General features: G+C 41.9%; 14 protein-coding genes. 12 read left to right on the top strand and 2 right to left on the bottom strand.

Going from position 1 to position 16,516, the window contains the following annotated elements; genetic code table 11:
• The first annotated feature begins 1 nt into the window (after window position 1).
• The 10 genes from pbpC (at window position 2) to rluF (ending at window position 12,831) form a co-directional block, all read left to right on the top strand.
• Complete coding sequence (gene pbpC / locus PSF28_RS15905) at window positions 2-2,323, top strand: peptidoglycan glycosyltransferase PbpC (RefSeq protein ID WP_272685327.1); 2,322 nt, start codon at window positions 2-4, stop codon at window positions 2,321-2,323.
• 277 nt (window positions 2,324-2,600) lie between these two features.
• A complete protein-coding gene (gene ndk / locus PSF28_RS15900; protein WP_004264899.1) occupies window positions 2,601-3,026 on the top strand; it encodes a nucleoside-diphosphate kinase in 426 nt (141 codons plus the stop codon).
• A 161-nt stretch (window positions 3,027-3,187) separates the two neighbouring features.
• Window positions 3,188-4,369, top strand: a complete 1,182-nt coding sequence (locus PSF28_RS15895; RefSeq protein WP_004912645.1) for a bifunctional tRNA (adenosine(37)-C2)-methyltransferase TrmG/ribosomal RNA large subunit methyltransferase RlmN — start codon at window positions 3,188-3,190, stop codon at window positions 4,367-4,369.
• Window positions 4,370-4,592: 223 nt separating this feature from the next.
• Window positions 4,593-5,537: a cytoskeleton protein RodZ gene (gene rodZ / locus PSF28_RS15890; protein WP_210837984.1), complete on the top strand. Its 945-nt coding sequence runs from the start codon at window positions 4,593-4,595 to the stop codon at window positions 5,535-5,537.
• A 192-nt stretch (window positions 5,538-5,729) separates the two neighbouring features.
• Window positions 5,730-6,848, top strand: a complete 1,119-nt coding sequence (gene ispG / locus PSF28_RS15885; RefSeq protein ID WP_140172321.1) for a flavodoxin-dependent (E)-4-hydroxy-3-methylbut-2-enyl-diphosphate synthase — start codon at window positions 5,730-5,732, stop codon at window positions 6,846-6,848.
• 219 nt (window positions 6,849-7,067) lie between these two features.
• On the top strand, window positions 7,068-8,345 hold the full coding sequence (gene hisS, locus PSF28_RS15880) for a histidine--tRNA ligase (protein ID WP_272685326.1): 1,278 nt from the start codon (window positions 7,068-7,070) through the stop codon (window positions 8,343-8,345).
• 10 nt (window positions 8,346-8,355) lie between these two features.
• Window positions 8,356-8,979, top strand: coding sequence for a YfgM family protein (locus PSF28_RS15875; protein ID WP_004912636.1), 624 nt, complete (start codon window positions 8,356-8,358; stop codon window positions 8,977-8,979).
• 20 nt (window positions 8,980-8,999) lie between these two features.
• Window positions 9,000-10,172 (top strand): outer membrane protein assembly factor BamB, encoded by a 1,173-nt coding sequence (gene bamB / locus PSF28_RS15870; protein ID WP_210837980.1) that lies wholly within the window; start codon window positions 9,000-9,002, stop codon window positions 10,170-10,172.
• Window positions 10,173-10,302: 130 nt separating this feature from the next.
• The gene (der, locus tag PSF28_RS15865) at window positions 10,303-11,781 is read left to right on the top strand and encodes a ribosome biogenesis GTPase Der (protein WP_210837978.1); all 1,479 of its coding nucleotides are present in this window, start codon (window positions 10,303-10,305) and stop codon (window positions 11,779-11,781) included.
• A 180-nt stretch (window positions 11,782-11,961) separates the two neighbouring features.
• Window positions 11,962-12,831 (top strand): 23S rRNA pseudouridine(2604) synthase RluF, encoded by an 870-nt coding sequence (rluF, locus tag PSF28_RS15860; RefSeq protein ID WP_210837976.1) that lies wholly within the window; start codon window positions 11,962-11,964, stop codon window positions 12,829-12,831.
• 115 nt (window positions 12,832-12,946) lie between these two features.
• Here the strand turns inward: rluF and PSF28_RS15855 are convergent, their stop codons facing one another.
• A complete protein-coding gene (locus PSF28_RS15855) occupies window positions 12,947-14,086 on the bottom strand; it encodes a M4 family metallopeptidase (protein WP_210837974.1) in 1,140 nt (379 codons plus the stop codon).
• A gap of 158 nt (window positions 14,087-14,244) precedes the next feature.
• Entirely contained in the window at window positions 14,245-15,162 is a 918-nt protein-coding gene (gene hemF / locus PSF28_RS15850) for an oxygen-dependent coproporphyrinogen oxidase (protein WP_272685325.1), read from the bottom strand.
• Window positions 15,163-15,298: 136 nt separating this feature from the next.
• Between hemF and PSF28_RS15845 the strand changes: the two genes are divergently transcribed.
• Window positions 15,299-15,730 (top strand): GNAT family acetyltransferase, encoded by a 432-nt coding sequence (locus PSF28_RS15845; protein WP_004912619.1) that lies wholly within the window; start codon window positions 15,299-15,301, stop codon window positions 15,728-15,730.
• 90 nt (window positions 15,731-15,820) lie between these two features.
• The gene (locus tag PSF28_RS15840; protein ID WP_272685324.1) at window positions 15,821-16,426 is read left to right on the top strand and encodes an RpoE-regulated lipoprotein; all 606 of its coding nucleotides are present in this window, start codon (window positions 15,821-15,823) and stop codon (window positions 16,424-16,426) included.
• Window positions 16,427-16,516: the final 90 nt, after the last annotated feature.

The raw sequence follows: 16,516 nt of genomic DNA, 5'->3' as shown, positions 1-16,516 counted from the left end.
AATGAAAAAATGGTTACGTCGCACAGGCATTACACTGGTTCTGTTGGTCATTATTTTGCCACTGGCTTTTTTAGCCGCTGATAAAATTTGGCCGTTGCCGATTAAGCAAATTGAAATGGCACGAACCGTGGTTGCAGCGGATGGTACACCATTGTGGCGCTTTGCAGACAAAGAGGGAATTTGGCGCTTTCCTGTTACACTCGAAGAGGTTTCTCCTGATTTTATCGAAGCGTTACTAACGTATGAAGATCGTCATTTTTATCGTCATCCGGGGGTAAACCCGTTTTCGCTGATTAGAGCCGCGGGGCAGTTTGTGAGTTCAGGGCGTATTGTGTCGGGCGGAAGTACCATTTCGATGCAAGTGGCACGGTTAATTGACCCCCATGAAAGAACACTGGGCGGTAAGCTGAAACAGCTTTGGCGTACGGCTCAACTCGAATATCACTATTCGAAAGATGAAATTTTAGAAATGTATTTAAACCGTGCTCCGTATGGCGGAACCATTGAAGGTATTGGCGCAGCTAGCTGGGTATATTTGAATAAGTCACCGGCAAAATTGACGGCGAGTGAAGCGGCATTATTTGCCGTATTGCCGCAAGCTCCGAGCCGTTTAAGACCGGATAGATATCCAGAAAGGGCACAAGCCGCCCGTGATAAAGTATTGGATAGACTAGAGGAATACCAAGTCTGGAGCTCTGAAAAAGTTGCCGATATTAAACAAGAACAAATTTGGTTAGCACCGAGGAAGAACCCACATTCAGCCCCTTTGCTTGCAAGGCGGGTGACCAAAGATACGCAACAGTCCATCATTGAAACCACTATCGATGCCAGTTTGCAAAGGCAACTGGAAGACATGGCCATGAATTGGAAAAACCAACTACCAAAACAAACATCATTGGGAATTTTGGTGGTTGATCATACAGATATGGCAGTGAAAGCATATATTGGCTCAATTGATTTTCAAGATGATAGCCGTTTTGGCCATGTGGACATGATTAGCGCTTGGCGCTCTCCAGGCTCAACGTTAAAACCATTTTTATATGCATTAGCAATGGATGACGGGCTCATCCATGCGGAATCGTTATTACAAGATGTTCCACGGCGCTTTAATGATTACCGTCCAGGGAACTTTGACAGTGGTTTTAATGGGCCAGTGAGTGTTAGCGATGCTCTCGTTCGTTCATTGAATTTACCGGTGGTTCAGTTATTAGATGTGTATGGCAGTAAACGATTTACCGCTCAACTACGCAATGTTGGGACTGAGCTGCGCTTTCCGTTAGGGAGTGAACCAAACTTGTCACTGATTTTAGGCGGCACAGCCACACGGATGGAAGATTTAGTTTCTGCCTATAGCGCATTTGCGCGAAAAGGTAATGTGTCACCGTTACGCTTTAAACCAACCGATGAAATTCGCGATAGGGCGCTGATGTCACCAGGAGCTGCATGGATAGTGCGTCGTATTATGGGCAGGGAAGCACGCCCTGTTCCTGAGGCTAATTTAGCAGGGCAACTCAATTTGGCATGGAAAACGGGAACCAGTTATGGTTATCGTGATGCGTGGGCGATTGGTGTTAATCCGCGTTATACCATCGGCGTTTGGGTTGGTCGGCCAGATGCAACGCCTGTAGCAGGGCAGCTAGGCTTTGCAACCGCTATTCCGATTATGAATCAAATTAATGGCATGTTACTGAGCAAAATCTATCAATCCCACGAACCGCTACCAAAAGATGTGAAACCTGCCAGTGTGAGCCAAGCGGTGATCTGTTGGCCGGGAGGAACTTCATTACTGAAAGATGATAATAATTGCCGCCAAAGGCGTCTTAGTTGGATCTTGGATAACACCATTCCACCCACGTTAATGGCGCGAGACCAAGAGTCACTATTAGGATTAAGACAAAAAATCTGGGTGAATGACAAAGGGCAACAAGTCGCGGCAGATTGCCCAAATGCACAGGAAAAAGAAGTACATTTATGGCCGATTACTGTGGAGTCATGGTTACCAAGCAGTGAGAAACGGGAAAATCGGTTACCTAAGGCGGATTCAGCTTGCCCGCCATTGAAGCTAGAAATGCCGCCATTATTGATTTCTGGTATCCGTGATGGGGAAGTTTTACAGCGTCTACCCGGGAAAACCAGCTTAGATTTACGTTTAGTCACGCAGGGTGGACAAGGGCAGAAATGGTGGTTTTTAAACGGAGAACAAGTGAATACAACCGAGCAAAACGGTTCTATTTTGCTGACACTTGATAAAAGTGGAAACTACCAAATTTCGGTATTAGATTTAAGCGGCCAAGTGACGGCAATGAGCTTTAGAGTGAAGTAATAGATGAAAAACGTGACTTACCCGAAAAAATAGTGTTTTTTGCTATAAAAAGTTTAACAAAATGTTGTTGTGACTGTAGGAAATTGTAATCAGAGCCCCTATAATCATCGCCTTATTTTTCTTTTTCCTAGATATGGTTGCTTTTGAAGTCTAAAAGCCTAACAATAGAATTAGAAATAATATAAAAAACTACAACATGCCTATTTTAAGTTCTTACATCCTAAGTCACAGGGAAGAATAAAGAATAAAGGCCTAATGAATCGCTAAGAGGTTATTTATGACTGTTCAACGTACATTTTCTATTATTAAACCAAACGCTGTGAAGAAAAACGTTATTGGTGCAATCTACAACCGTTTTGAAAGCGCGGGTTTCACAATCATCGCTGCTAAAATGATGCATTTGACTCGTGAGCAAGCTGAAGGCTTCTACGCTGAACACAAAGGCCGTCCTTTCTTTGAAGGTCTGGTTGAATTCATGACTTCAGGCCCTATCATGCTGCAAGTGTTAGAAGGTGAAAACGCAATCCAACGTCACCGTGACCTGATGGGTGCAACTAACCCAGATAACGCATTAGCGGGTACTTTACGTGCAGACTATGCAGACAGTTTCACTGAAAACGCAACTCACGGTTCAGACTCTGAAGAATCTGCTGCACGTGAAATCGCGTATTTCTTCACTGCGGATGAAATCTGCCCACGCTAAGACTTCTTTAACTAATGCATTAGCATTATTGTTATAAAGTTTGTACAATGCGACGCCCTGCTATGATTAGCGGGGCGATTATATTTTTAAGACCGCAAAAATTACGTCGTGCTATACTCACCACTAGCACTGCCGAAAGTGTAACAACGAGGCAATACACCATGTCTGATATGACGACAGATGCACAATGTGCAACTTCTTCCGCTATTTCTGTCACACCAGAAAAAACGAACCAAAAAACCAATTTACTTGATTTAAACCGCAAGCAAATGCGCGAGTTCTTTGCTCAAATGGGTGAAAAACCATTCCGCGCGGATCAGGTCATGAAATGGATTTATCATTATTGCTATGATGATTTTGACCAAATGACCGATATTAATAAAGTCCTTAGAGCAAAACTGAAAGAAGTCGCGGAAATCCGTGCACCGGAAGTTGCTGATGAACAGCGTTCATCAGATGGCACCATTAAGTGGGCAATCAAAGTGGGTGACCAACTGGTTGAAACGGTATATATCCCAGAAGCAGACCGTGCAACATTGTGCGTTTCTTCACAAGTAGGTTGTGCATTGGAATGTAAATTCTGCTCGACGGCGCAACAAGGCTTCAACCGTAACTTACGTGTTTCAGAAATTATTGGTCAGGTTTGGCGAGCAGCCAAAATTATTGGTTCGCTAAAGTCCAGTGGACGCCGTCCAATTACCAACGTCGTGATGATGGGAATGGGCGAACCATTGCTGAATTTGAATAACGTCGTTCCTGCGATGGAAATTATGTTAGATGACTTCGGTTTTGGTTTATCTAAGCGCCGTGTCACGATTTCCACTTCAGGTGTTGTACCTGCACTGGATAAACTAGGGGATATGATTGATGTTGCGTTAGCGATTTCATTGCATGCGCCAACAGATGATATCCGTGACGATATCGTTCCAATTAATAAAAAATACAATATTGAAACCTTCCTCAACAGTGTGAATCGTTATTTAACGAAATCGAATGCTAATGCAGGGCGAGTAACCGTTGAGTATGTGATGTTAGATCACGTGAACGACAGTGTTGAGCAAGCACATCAATTAGCGGAATGTTTAAAAAATACACCGAGTAAGATTAACTTAATTCCATGGAACCCGTTCCCAGGGGCGCCATACGGTAGAAGTTCGAACAGTCGTATTGACCGTTTTTGTAAAGTATTGATGGGATATGGTTTCACCACGATAGTGCGCAAAACGCGGGGTGATGATATTGATGCTGCCTGTGGGCAACTTGCTGGCGACGTGATCGACAGAACAAAACGAACGTTGAAAAAACGCTTAGCAGGGGAACCTATCAAGGTAAAAACAGTCTGATTTATAAATAAGCTTGAATCAGTGAATTAGGTGATGATTTAGGGCGTTTTAGAGTTAGGCAAAACGCCTTTGTTCACCTACAATACGCCTTTGTTCACCTACAATAGTAGAAGCAATAAGAAAAATTTAATTGTTGTTTCAACATGATGATAAATTATTGACGAATAAAGCTGCTCAATGTTCGCTTTATATCTTTTAAACTTGGAAATAGTGTTGCCAGCAAATGACTATCGAAAATAATACCGAACAAGCTACGACCACAGTAGGACAATTATTGACGCAAGCACGTGAGCGCATGGGTCTAACCCAAGATGTTGTTGCAGAACGATTATGCCTTAAAATCAGTACGGTAAAAGAGATAGAACAAGATATTGCTCCCGCTGGCGTGGAACCGACATTTTTGCGTGGTTATATTCGCCTTTATGCTCGTATGGTAGGCATACCCGAGAGCGAATTAAAAACGTATATGAAAACAGAAGAAACCGTTACATTAGCCAAAGTTTCTCCTATGCAAAGTTATTCTTTGGGGAAAAAACGCAAAAAGCGTGAAGGTTGGTTAATGAAACTGACTTGGTTGATTGTGATTGTTCTCATCGCAATGGTTGGCGTATGGTGGTGGCAAGATCATAACGCCCAAAAAGATGAGCTAGTTTCAATGGCAAATCAAAATGATTTGATTTTGTCCCAACAAGATAACAACACCACACCAGTTGAATTACTGACATCAACAGAGGTCGCCTCAACTGATACAGTGCCTGTTGTACCGGAAAATACTCTTGAATTACAAACTCAAGAGCCCGTATTAGCGACTGACCCTATTACTGAGCCGGTCAGAACAATTCCATTACCTAATGCACCACAATCTTCAGTTGCATTAGACAGAACACAAAATACAGAAACGACTGAACCTGTTGCTGTAAGCAGCCAAGCCCTAGTATTGAATTTTACTGGCCAATGCTGGTTAGAAATTCGTGATGCAAATAATAAAATCTTATTCAGTGGCACCAAAAATAGTGGTGATAAGTTGGAACTTGATGGGCCGCAACCTTATCGCTTGAACATTGGTGCACCTGCGAATGTCACTGTACAGTTTCAAGGCAATACTGTTGATTTAAGCCGCTTCATTAAAGCGAAACGTCCGGCAAAATTGAAGTTACCTGAAGCCTAAAAACAGACAGGCAAAAAGAAGCAAACTATATCCGAAAACATCTTTTTTGATAGGCTATAGTTTGCTTTCTTGTGTATAGTTGAGCGTATAAAAATAATCGTTAAAACTATATCACGGTAACAAAGAATATCACGGTAACAAAGAGTACCACGGTAACAAAGAGCACATGGACGTTCGGAGAATTAAACCAAAATGCATAATGAATCACCGATAAAAAGACGTAAATCCACTCGTATCAACGTAGGTAGCGTGCCAGTAGGCGATGGCGCACCTATCGCTGTCCAGTCAATGACTAATACCCGTACAACTGATGTCGAAGCCACCGTTCGCCAAATAAAATCCCTTGAGCGTGTTGGTGTTGATATTGTGCGTGTTTCTGTTCCTACCATGGATGCCGCTGAAGCATTTAAACTGATTAAACAACAAGTTAATGTTCCACTGGTGGCGGATATCCATTTTGACTATCGTATTGCATTAAAAGTAGCGGAATACGGCGTTGATTGCTTGCGTATTAATCCAGGTAATATTGGTAGCGAAGAACGTATTCGCCAAGTTGTTGATTGCGCACGCCACTACAATATTCCAATTCGTATTGGGGTTAATGGTGGTTCCCTTGAAAAAGATATTCAAGAGAAGTACGGCGAGCCAACACCGGAGGCATTAGTTGAGTCAGCAATGCGCCATGTGGACATCTTAGACAGACTTAATTTTGATCAGTTTAAGGTCAGCGTAAAAGCATCAGATGTATTTCTTGCTGTCGGCTCTTACCGTTTATTAGCGAATAAAATCGATCAACCTCTGCATTTAGGTATTACCGAAGCCGGTGGTGCCCGTGCAGGTTCAGTAAAATCTGCAATTGGTTTAGGAATGTTACTGTCTGAAGGTATCGGTGATACCTTGCGTATTTCTTTAGCAGCTGACCCTGTTGAAGAAGTTAAAGTGGGTTTTGATATCTTAAAATCACTGCGGATTCGTTCGCGTGGTATTAATTTTATTGCTTGTCCAACTTGTTCACGGCAAGAATTTGATGTGATTGGTACAGTGAATGAATTAGAACAGCGTTTAGAAGATATCATTACACCTATGGATGTATCGATTATTGGCTGTGTGGTTAATGGTCCCGGTGAAGCGGAAGTTTCTACGCTAGGCGTTGCAGGGGCAAAAACCAAGAGCGGTTTTTATGAAGACGGTAAACGTCAAAAAGAGCGTTTTGATAATGACAACATTATCGATCAGTTAGAGGCTAAAATTCGAGCCAAAGCGGCGATGATGGATGAAAGCAAGCGGATTGAAGTCAACTTAAAAGACTAATTTTGTGTATTCTACTGCTAAGCGGCTCACTGAGTCGTTTGGCATGTTTAGAACAAACACTATATCAATCGTCCGCATTTTTTTCTAAAATCGGTCGCTCACCGTACAAATTGACAGATAAATCCCGATTAGTATCAGTAATTGGTGTTTGTTGATTGAACCAGATGATATTTCGCTCTTATAATCAAACTTATGTAATTCTGAAAATAGAGAAATAAAGTGGGAAAAAATATCCAAGCCATTCGCGGCATGAATGATTACTTACCAGCTGACACGCGTGTATGGCAGAAAATCGAAGCAACATTGAAAAATATTTTACAGGGTTATGGTTTTAGTGAAATTCGTACCCCGATTGTAGAGCAGACCCCGCTATTTCGCAGAGCGATTGGTGAAGTGACGGATGTCGTTGAAAAAGAAATGTACACTTTCAATGACCGTAACGATGAAAGTCTGACATTACGCCCTGAAAATACCGCTGGTTGTGTTCGTGCCGGTATTGAGCATGGTTTGCTGTACAATCAGGAACAGCGTTTGTGGTATTTAGGACCTATGTTCCGTTATGAGCGCCCACAAAAAGGCCGTTATCGTCAATTTCACCAGTTAGGGGCTGAAGTTTTTGGTCTCGCTGGTCCTGATATCGATGCTGAAGTCATCTTAATGACGGCGCGCTGGTGGAAAGCGTTAGGCATAAGTGAGCATGTGACTTTAGAGCTGAACTCGATTGGCTCATTAGAAGCGCGTGCCAATTACCGTGAGGCTTTAGTTGCTTTCTTAGAACAGCATAAAGACAAGCTGGATGAAGATTGTAAGCGTCGCATGTATACAAATCCTTTACGCGTTTTAGATTCTAAAAATCAAGAAATTCAGGCTTTATTGAATGATGCACCTGAACTGTTTGATTACCTTGATGTCGAATCACGTGAGCACTTTGATGGCTTATGTAAGTTATTAGAAGCTGCAGGGGTTCAATATCGTGTTAATCAACGCTTAGTTCGTGGTCTTGACTACTATAACCGCACCGTTTTTGAGTGGGTAACAACGGCACTGGGCTCACAAGGCACAGTTTGCGCGGGCGGTCGATATGACGGCTTAGTTGAACAATTAGGCGGTCGTGCAACACCTGCGGTTGGTTTTGCCATGGGTATGGAACGAATGGTGCTATTAGTCCAAGAAGTGAACCCAGAATTTACAGCGGATGCTTCAGTTGCTGATGTTTATCTTGCTTCTTTTGGCGAAGATAGCCAGCAAGCAGCGATGTTAGTGGCCGAAAAAGTACGTGATGCACTACCAACACTACGGTTAATGACTAACCACGGTGGCGGTAACTTCAAGAAACAGTTAGCTAGAGCGGACAAACAAGGCGCTAAAATTGCACTGATCTTGGGGGAAGATGAAATTAAAAATAGCGAAGTCACATTGAAAGATTTACGCACAGGCGTACAAGAAACCATTTCGCAGCAACTTATGGCGTCACGCATCGCCGAGTTATTAGGTTAAGGAGAGACAAGTGGAAGTCTATACAAACGAAAATGATCAAGTCGATGCGATTAAACGCTTTTTTGCGAATAATGGCGTGGCATTAGTTGTTGGCCTCGTAATTGGCGTTGGTGGTGTATTTGGTTGGAATTACTGGCAGTCTCATAAAACGAATGTACTGCAGGAAAGTGCGCAAAAGTTTGAAGCAGTAAATAGCCAATTACGTTCAGGCTCAGAGCAAGGTATTGTTGCAGCGCAAAAATTCGCGGCTGAAACCGACGATGTATACAGTGCGATGATGGGCTTAGAGCTTGCGCAAATCGCGGTGGATAAAGGCGATTTAGCGAATGCACAAACTGCATTGACCAATGCACTAGCCAAGGCAAAAACCGTGGATATGCAAGATTTAATTAACTTGCGTTTAGCGCGAGTGCAATTAGCCCAAGGTAATGCTGATGGCGCGATAGCGTCAGTTGCAAATATTAAAAGTAAATCATGGCAAGCAACGGCACAGGATGTCCGTGGTGATGCTTTACTCCATAAGGGCGATAAAGCAGGTGCAAAAGCCGCTTATGCTCAGGGGTTAGAAAGTGAAGGCTCTCAATCTATTAGAGGTATTTTGACTCTGAAGTTGAACAACGTATCTAATTCATAAGAAGAAAGGAAACGACAAACATGCAGTTGCGCAAAACACTTTTAGTTGGCCTAGTCGCTTCAGCTTTACTTGCCGGTTGTTCCAGCGAAACTGATTCTATTATCATGGCGCCACTTCCACAGGTTGAAAATCAATTCACCCCATCAATTGTTTGGGATAAATCGGTTGGAAATGGTGTTGAACAATTTTATTCTGAATTATCACCTGTTTGGGATGGTTCAGCGGTTTATGCAGCAGACCGTAAAGGTTTAGTTAAAGCCTTTGAACTCGATAGTGGCAAAGAACTGTGGTCAGTCGATTTATCTAAACGAACAGGTTTTCTTTCTGCTAACTTGTCAGCATTGCTATCCGGTGGTTTAACCGTTGATGGCGACAAAATTTTTGTGGGTACTGAGCGCGGAACCGTTATTGCTCTGAATAAAGAAGATGGCCAAGTTGCTTGGGATGTCGAAGTTGCAGGCGAAGCCCTTTCTAAACCTGTTGTGAGTAACGACTTTGTTATTATTCACACCAGTAATGGTCAACTACAAGCTTTAGATGTCAATAGTGGTGAAATCAAGTGGACCGTTAACATGGATACCCCATCGTTGTCATTACGTGGTGAATCTGCTCCTGCGGTTGCTTTTGGTGCTGCGATTGTCGGTGGGGATAACGGCCGTGTCAGTGCGGTGCTATTGTCTCAAGGCCAATTAATTTGGCAACAACGTATTTCGCAAGTGACAAGTTCGACAGAAATCGGCCGCTTAAATGATGTCGATATGACACCAATTATTGATGACGGTAAAGTGTATGCGATTGCTTATAATGGTACTTTAGCAGCGCTGGATATGCGTTCAGGCCAAATTCTGTGGAAACGCGAGCTTGGCTCAATCAATGACATGGTGATGTCAGGTGAAAACCTGTATCTTGTCGACCAAAATGACCGCGTGTTATCTGTTCGCAAAAGCGATGGTGTAACGCTGTGGACACAGGAAGATCTGTTAAACCGCGGGCTATCTGCGCCAGAAATGTATAATGGTTATCTTGTGGTCGGTGATAAAGAAGGTTATCTGCATTGGCTAGACATGAGTACGGGCGGGTTTGTCGCACAAAACAAATTAAACAGCTCCGGTATTCACAGTCGTCCAGTGGTTGCAAGTGATAAGCTAATGGTTCAGACAAAAAACGGAACAGTTTACCTGTTAACACGTTAATTTTCTGACAAACCGCCAATTTATCGATAAAATCAACGGTTCCTGAAGACAGGAGCCGTTTCGTTTTTTTGTTTTCTGAGTTAAAGCCTCAGAATTCCTTTAGTTAATAAAAGTTGTGAGGCATCTAAAAATGATACCCGTCGTAGCGCTGGTAGGGCGTCCAAACGTAGGAAAATCCACGTTATTTAACCGTTTAACCCGTACCCGTGACGCATTAGTAGCGGACTTTCCCGGTCTGACTCGTGATCGTAAATATGGTCGTGCTGAAGTTGAAGGGCATGAATTCATTATTATTGACACGGGTGGTATCGATGGGACTGAGGAAGGCGTAGAAACGCACATGGCAGCACAGTCCTTGCAAGCAATTGAAGAGGCAGATATTGTTCTGTTTATGGTTGATGCAAGAGCCGGGTTAATGCCCGCTGATGAAGGCATTGCCAAACATCTTCGTAGTCGCAAGAAAAAAACCTATTTAGTCGCAAACAAAACCGATGGAATTGATGTAACTACGGCAATCGGAGATTTTTATTCTCTTGGCCTAGGCGAAATTCACCCGATCGCGGCATCACATGGTCGCGGTGTTACTCAGCTAATTGAACAATCGTTGAAACCTTTTGTGGGAGAAGACGAGGAAGAAGTTGAGCTGACTGAGGAAGAAGAAAATGCGGCATATTGGGCTGAGTTAGAAGCTCAAGGTGAGCTTGATGAAGACGAAGAAGATGACTTCGACCCAACAACATTACCAATTAAATTAGCCATCGTTGGCCGTCCGAATGTCGGTAAATCGACATTAACCAACCGTATTTTAGGTGAAGAGCGTGTTGTGGTGTTTGATATGCCGGGAACTACACGTGACAGCATTTACATTCCAATGGAACGCGATGAGCGTGAGTACATTTTAATCGATACCGCCGGTGTGCGTAAGCGTGGAAAAGTTACAGAAACAGTGGAAAAATTCTCTGTTATCAAGACATTGCAGGCGATTGAAGACGCGAACGTCGTACTCTTAGTTATCGATGCACGCGAAGGTATTTCAGACCAAGATTTATCTTTACTTGGCTTTATCCTCAATGCGGGTCGTTCATTGGTGATTGCAGTCAATAAATGGGATGGTATGAAGCCAGAAGACCGCGAGCACGTTAAAGACATGCTTGAACTGCGCCTTGGTTTCGTTGATTTCGCGCGTATTCACTTTATTTCTGCACTGCATGGTAGTGGTGTGGGGAACCTATTTGAGTCAGTGCAAGAAGCGTATGAGTCTGCAACTCGTCGAGTAGGTACTGCATTATTAACTCGTATCATGAAGATGGCAGAAGATGAGCACCAACCACCGCTTATTCGCGGTCGTCGTGTTAAAATGAAGTATGCCCATGCGGGGGGACACAATCCACCAATTGTGGTGATCCACGGTAACCAAGTTTCTGATTTACCAGATAGCTATAAGCGTTATTTGATGAATTACTTCCGCCGTTCATTGCAAGTGATGGGAACGCCAATTCGAATTCTGTTTAAAGAGGGGGAAAACCCTTATGCAGATAAGAAAAATAAGTTAACGCCAACCCAGTTGCGTAAGCGTAAGCGTTTGATGCAGCATTTGAAAAAACGCTAGTCAATAAGGCACTGATGAAAGATTAATTAGCCCTATTGAACGCATAAAAGCCGTAACAAAGTCATTATGTTACGGCTTTTTAATATTATCTGGATAATACTTTAAGAATGAATATCGACCTTACGTTAATAACATATATCATGATGAACGTAGGGTAAGAATCAAAGATTGAGGAAAATTATGGACACTCGTTCTTCTACACGTTTAAACAAATATATTAGTGAAAGTGGTATTTGCTCAAGGCGTGAAGCTGACCGTTATATTGAACAGGGTAATGTATTTATTAATGGTAAGCGTGCAGGAATTGGCGACCAAGTTTTTGCTGGTGACGTGGTAAAAGTTAATGGGCAATTAATCGAACCGCGTAATGAAGAAGATTTAGTGTTAATCGCACTTAATAAGCCTGTCGGTATTGTTAGTACGACAGAGAGTGGTGAAAAAGATAATATTGTTGATTATGTTAATCATAGTACCCGAATTTTCCCGATTGGCCGCTTAGATAAAGACTCTCAAGGGCTAATTTTTCTCACCAACCATGGGGATTTGGTGAATAAAATTTTACGGGCAGGCAATTCTCATGAAAAAGAGTATTTAGTCACTGTCAATAAACCCGTAACAGATGACTTTATTCGTGGAATGGGGGCTGGAGTACCCATTCTTGGTACAATGACGAAAAAATGTAAGGTCAAGAAAGAGGCCCCTTTTGTTTTTAGAATTACCCTTGTACAGGGGTTGAACCGTCAAATTCGTCGTATGTGTGAGCACTTTGGTTTTGAAGTCACTAAACTTGAACGTGTTCGCATCATGAATGTTAAGTTAACAGGCATTCCTGTCGGGGAGTGGCGTGATTTAACAGATGATGAACTGATTGAATTATTTGATATGATGGAAAAATCTGAATCAGATGTAAAATTGAAAAAGCCACAGAAGTCAGCTTCTGCTAACAAAAGTAATACAAAGCAGAATTCGCCAAGTAAACCTAAAGTAAAACCAGAAAACCCGACACGTAAAAAGTTTACACAACCAGGCAGAAAAAAGAAAAAACGTTAACGTGCAGGTTTGATTAATAAGGCTGAATAAAAGAGTTGTTTTAAGCTCTTTATTATCGGCCTTTATGTTTTATAGAAAAATTAATCTTAAATTAGTTTAATACTGTTTATATAAATTATTGCAGTTTTACAACTAATCCAACATCTAACCAGCTTTGCTGTGTTTTTTGCGCGATATTATCATCAAATAATTTCTTAGCAGCACGGATCGTTGCATCAGCAAATTCGATAAATGTTGCCTTTTTTGTCACCTTGTTGTCAGACACAGCTTCAAGCCAAATTTTACCGGCGATGTCCCATGTATAACCTCCAAGACTCTTAGCTAATAGGTAAAAGGCTCTATTTGGGATACCTGAATTAATATGTACGCCGCCATTATCAACAAAAATAGGTAAATCCTGATATTGAGACATATGACCAACTTGTGGATCTCTAACATCGTCAGAAAGATAATAAGCATCCCCTGGATTTATCATAGAACGTAGTGCCGGCGCGTTTATTTGGTCAATAAATAAATTTTCGCCTAGTAACCAATTAGAAGTATCAGCTGTTTCATTATTTAAATATTGTTTCACCATAATCCCAAGTACATCTGCGACAGACTCATTGAGCGCACCAGATTGGTAAGTATATCTAAAATCAGCTTTTGAACTAATGAAGCCGTGAGCCAGTTCGTGAGCGATTATATCGATGTCATTATAGAATGGACCAAAAACGATTCCATCCCCGTCACCAAAGAAAATAGCTTGAGAATTCCAAAATGCATTAGCGTAGTTTGTTCCATAATGGATAACCGCATTAATATCAGCAGAACAGCCAAAAATTTGGTCAATATTTAATTTTTCCTTAAAAAAGGTACGAATAATGCCAATTGAATTAAATACTTGCCCCGCTGGTTTTGATGGTGCATGAGTATCTTCTTCGCGCATAATCACCGCGTAGTCATCATGTGGCATATGGCTATCAGGTGGAAGTCCTGAACGTTCACAAATTGGCAGGTCGGAATGCCAGTGATTTTTATGTGGGACAGGGCGTTGAGCATCGCGAATAAAGCGATTATAACGCTTTCCTATCATATCTATAGGGCAAGTTGAAAGATTATTGCGGTGGAATAATGCATCTTCATGTGAATAGGTTCGGCTCATAATATCATTGATATGCGTGAGCGTTGATTTTAAGTCTGTATGGCCTGATTTAGTTACTAAACTTGCTAATAAACAAGGTGATAATAATGAACGGCCTAAAATTTGATTCATATTACAACTCCATTCAGTTGGGTGAAATGGAATCATAATCTGTCGTGATTGTTTTGTAACTACCTGATATTTAAGCTTTAAAATCAATTATTGTTATTTTATGTTAGAAAGGTAGAACGGTTATCTTTCTACCTTAATTTATAAACCAGTGTTATTAATTATGGCGAAACCCACTCTTTATTTAAGACTAAAAATTCAGTATAGAGGGCAGCTTCTGGGCTACTAGGTTCGGGATGATAGTCGTATTCCCAGCGAACAAGTGGTGGCATTGACATTAAAATTGACTCTGTGCGGCCTCCGCTTTGTAAGCCAAATAATGTACCTCTATCCCATACTAAGTTGAATTCTACGTAGCGGCCGCGACGATATAATTGGAATTGACGCTCTCTTTCACCCCATACATGATCTCGGCGTTTTTCAACAATCGGGACATAAGCATCTAAAAAACCATTACCCACCGCTTGAGTGAAGCTAAAACAAGACTCAAAACCACCTTGGTTAAGGTCATCATAAAATAGTCCACCAACACCACGAGGTTCATTTCTATGTTTCAGGAAAAAGTATTCATCGCACCAATTTTTATATTTAGGATATACATCAGTGCCATAAGGGCGACATAGATCACGAGCAACGGTATGCCAGTGGATGACATCTTCATGGAAACCATAGAAAGGGGTTAAATCAAAACCGCCACCAAACCACCAAACGGGCTCACAACCTTCTTTTTCAGCGATAAAGAAACGAACATTAGCATGGGTAGTTGGAATGTAAGGATTCAGAGGGTGAATAACGAGAGAGACGCCCATTGCTTGGTAGCTACGGCCAGCAAGCTCGGGCCGATGTGCAGAGGCTGATGCAGGTAACTTTTCTCCTTTAATATGCGAGAAATTAACCCCGGCTTGTTCAAATAATGCCCCTTTAGTTAGTACTCGGCTGCGACCGCCACCACCTTCAGCTCGTTCCCATGTTTGTTCTAGAAAAGTTTCCTTACCATCTAGCTCAGTAATTTTTTGGCAAATAGTCTCTTGCAAATTCTGCAAATAGGCTTTTACGCGATCAATATCTGGGTAATTCATTGTTTTATAATAGAACCATAGCAAAAAAATAATGGTTAAAGTATACCCTTTTGCTCGAAGAAAGGCATATTGAATATTGATTGTGTTGCAAAAGCAGAGATAATGGCAGAAAGATTAGCTTAAGTAGGCAAATGAGATGGAAATACGAGTCTTTCGGCAAAGTGATTATGAAGACGTCCTGACCTTATGGGAGCGTTGTGCTCTCAATGAGTTTTCAGGAGATCCTGAACTCGATATTGAACGCAAATTACAGTGTGGGGCAGACTTATTTTTAGTGGCTGAAGTTGCCGGTGAAGTTGTCGGTACTATTATGGGGGGCTACGATGGCATCCGTGGCACCGCTGTTTATCTTGCCGTTCACCCTGAATATCGTGGCCGTGGTATTGCTAATGCATTAGTGAGTCGACTAGAAAAAAAACTGATAGCCAGAGGCTGCGGAAGAATAGAATTATTAGTGAGTGAAGAGTCTGATGCTGCTATCTGCATGTTTGAAAAAATGTTGTATGAAGAAGAACAACCTGAACGTTTGATTTATTCGAAAAAATTAACGCACGAAACGGATTTTTAAGTTAATTGACTATTTATTTAACTTTCCATGGAATGTTTTAGTAAATAAATTGTCACAATATGCATTATGCGACTCATAAAAGAGGATGATATGTCCCAACATGCAAAGTTGAACAGTAATAATGGATTATCGCCGTTGCTGAAGGTTTCTCTACTCTGTGGAGCTGTCTTGTTATCAGGGTGTGCGGGTGTAAAGGTTTTTTCGCCATCGACTTGGTTTAGTGGCCCTCTGGTGGTTTCTAGCTCTGGGCTTGGTCAAGTGACAAGTTTTACACCAATGCAAGCGGATATCATTAAGAAACAACTTAGTGATCGCTATACATTACGCAGCGGTATGCAAATGGAAAGTGGGGATGTGGTCACAGTTTTCCAAGGCATGAATGACAATGAGGTAAAATTAGAAATAGTCGGCCCTGAGCACGGTTATGTATCACGTATAACCGTGAATGACCCGAATATCGTCACCGAATGGGGGCCTGCAATAGGCACCGAATTTAGCGAAATTTACCAAAAAGCTTTCGGTATATGCGGTTTAGGTGAGCGAGTGAATGACGTTCCGACTATTGAATGTAATTCACCGCAATCAAGTAAAGTGGTTTATCGTTTTACCGGTAAATGGCAAGGGCCAGAAGATTTAATGCCTCCAGATGATGACCTAAAAACATGGCAAATCTCACAAATTATTTGGCATAAATAGTTTTATTTCGTTAATGATATCGCCGGGCCTATTCAGGCTGGCGATATCTTCCCATTAATACTTCTTTTTCGTTGTTTTCAAAGAAATTTC

Source organism: Providencia sp. PROV130, from assembly GCF_028482225.1.
Classification (GTDB): domain Bacteria; phylum Pseudomonadota; class Gammaproteobacteria; order Enterobacterales; family Enterobacteriaceae; genus Providencia; species Providencia rettgeri.
The sequence above is the reverse complement of the archived record's forward strand: the minus strand, read 5'-3'. Positions and strand labels throughout refer to the sequence as shown.

What these genes read in the sequence shown, in the direction of transcription:
- der (WP_210837978.1), top strand. Translation starts at nt 10,303, where the DNA reads ATGATACCCGTCGTAGCGCTGGTAGGGCGTCCAAACGTAGGAAAATCC.
- hemF (WP_272685325.1), bottom strand. Translation starts at nt 15,162, where the DNA reads ATGAATTACCCAGATATTGATCGCGTAAAAGCCTATTTGCAGAATTTG.
- ispG (WP_140172321.1), top strand. Translation starts at nt 5,730, where the DNA reads ATGCATAATGAATCACCGATAAAAAGACGTAAATCCACTCGTATCAAC.
- PSF28_RS15855 (WP_210837974.1), bottom strand. Translation starts at nt 14,086, where the DNA reads ATGAATCAAATTTTAGGCCGTTCATTATTATCACCTTGTTTATTAGCA.
- bamB (WP_210837980.1), top strand. Translation starts at nt 9,000, where the DNA reads ATGCAGTTGCGCAAAACACTTTTAGTTGGCCTAGTCGCTTCAGCTTTA.
- PSF28_RS15895 (WP_004912645.1), top strand. Translation starts at nt 3,188, where the DNA reads ATGTCTGATATGACGACAGATGCACAATGTGCAACTTCTTCCGCTATT.
- pbpC (WP_272685327.1), top strand. Translation starts at nt 2, where the DNA reads ATGAAAAAATGGTTACGTCGCACAGGCATTACACTGGTTCTGTTGGTC.
- PSF28_RS15840 (WP_272685324.1), top strand. Translation starts at nt 15,821, where the DNA reads ATGTCCCAACATGCAAAGTTGAACAGTAATAATGGATTATCGCCGTTG.
- rluF (WP_210837976.1), top strand. Translation starts at nt 11,962, where the DNA reads ATGGACACTCGTTCTTCTACACGTTTAAACAAATATATTAGTGAAAGT.
- rodZ (WP_210837984.1), top strand. Translation starts at nt 4,593, where the DNA reads ATGACTATCGAAAATAATACCGAACAAGCTACGACCACAGTAGGACAA.
- PSF28_RS15845 (WP_004912619.1), top strand. Translation starts at nt 15,299, where the DNA reads ATGGAAATACGAGTCTTTCGGCAAAGTGATTATGAAGACGTCCTGACC.
- ndk (WP_004264899.1), top strand. Translation starts at nt 2,601, where the DNA reads ATGACTGTTCAACGTACATTTTCTATTATTAAACCAAACGCTGTGAAG.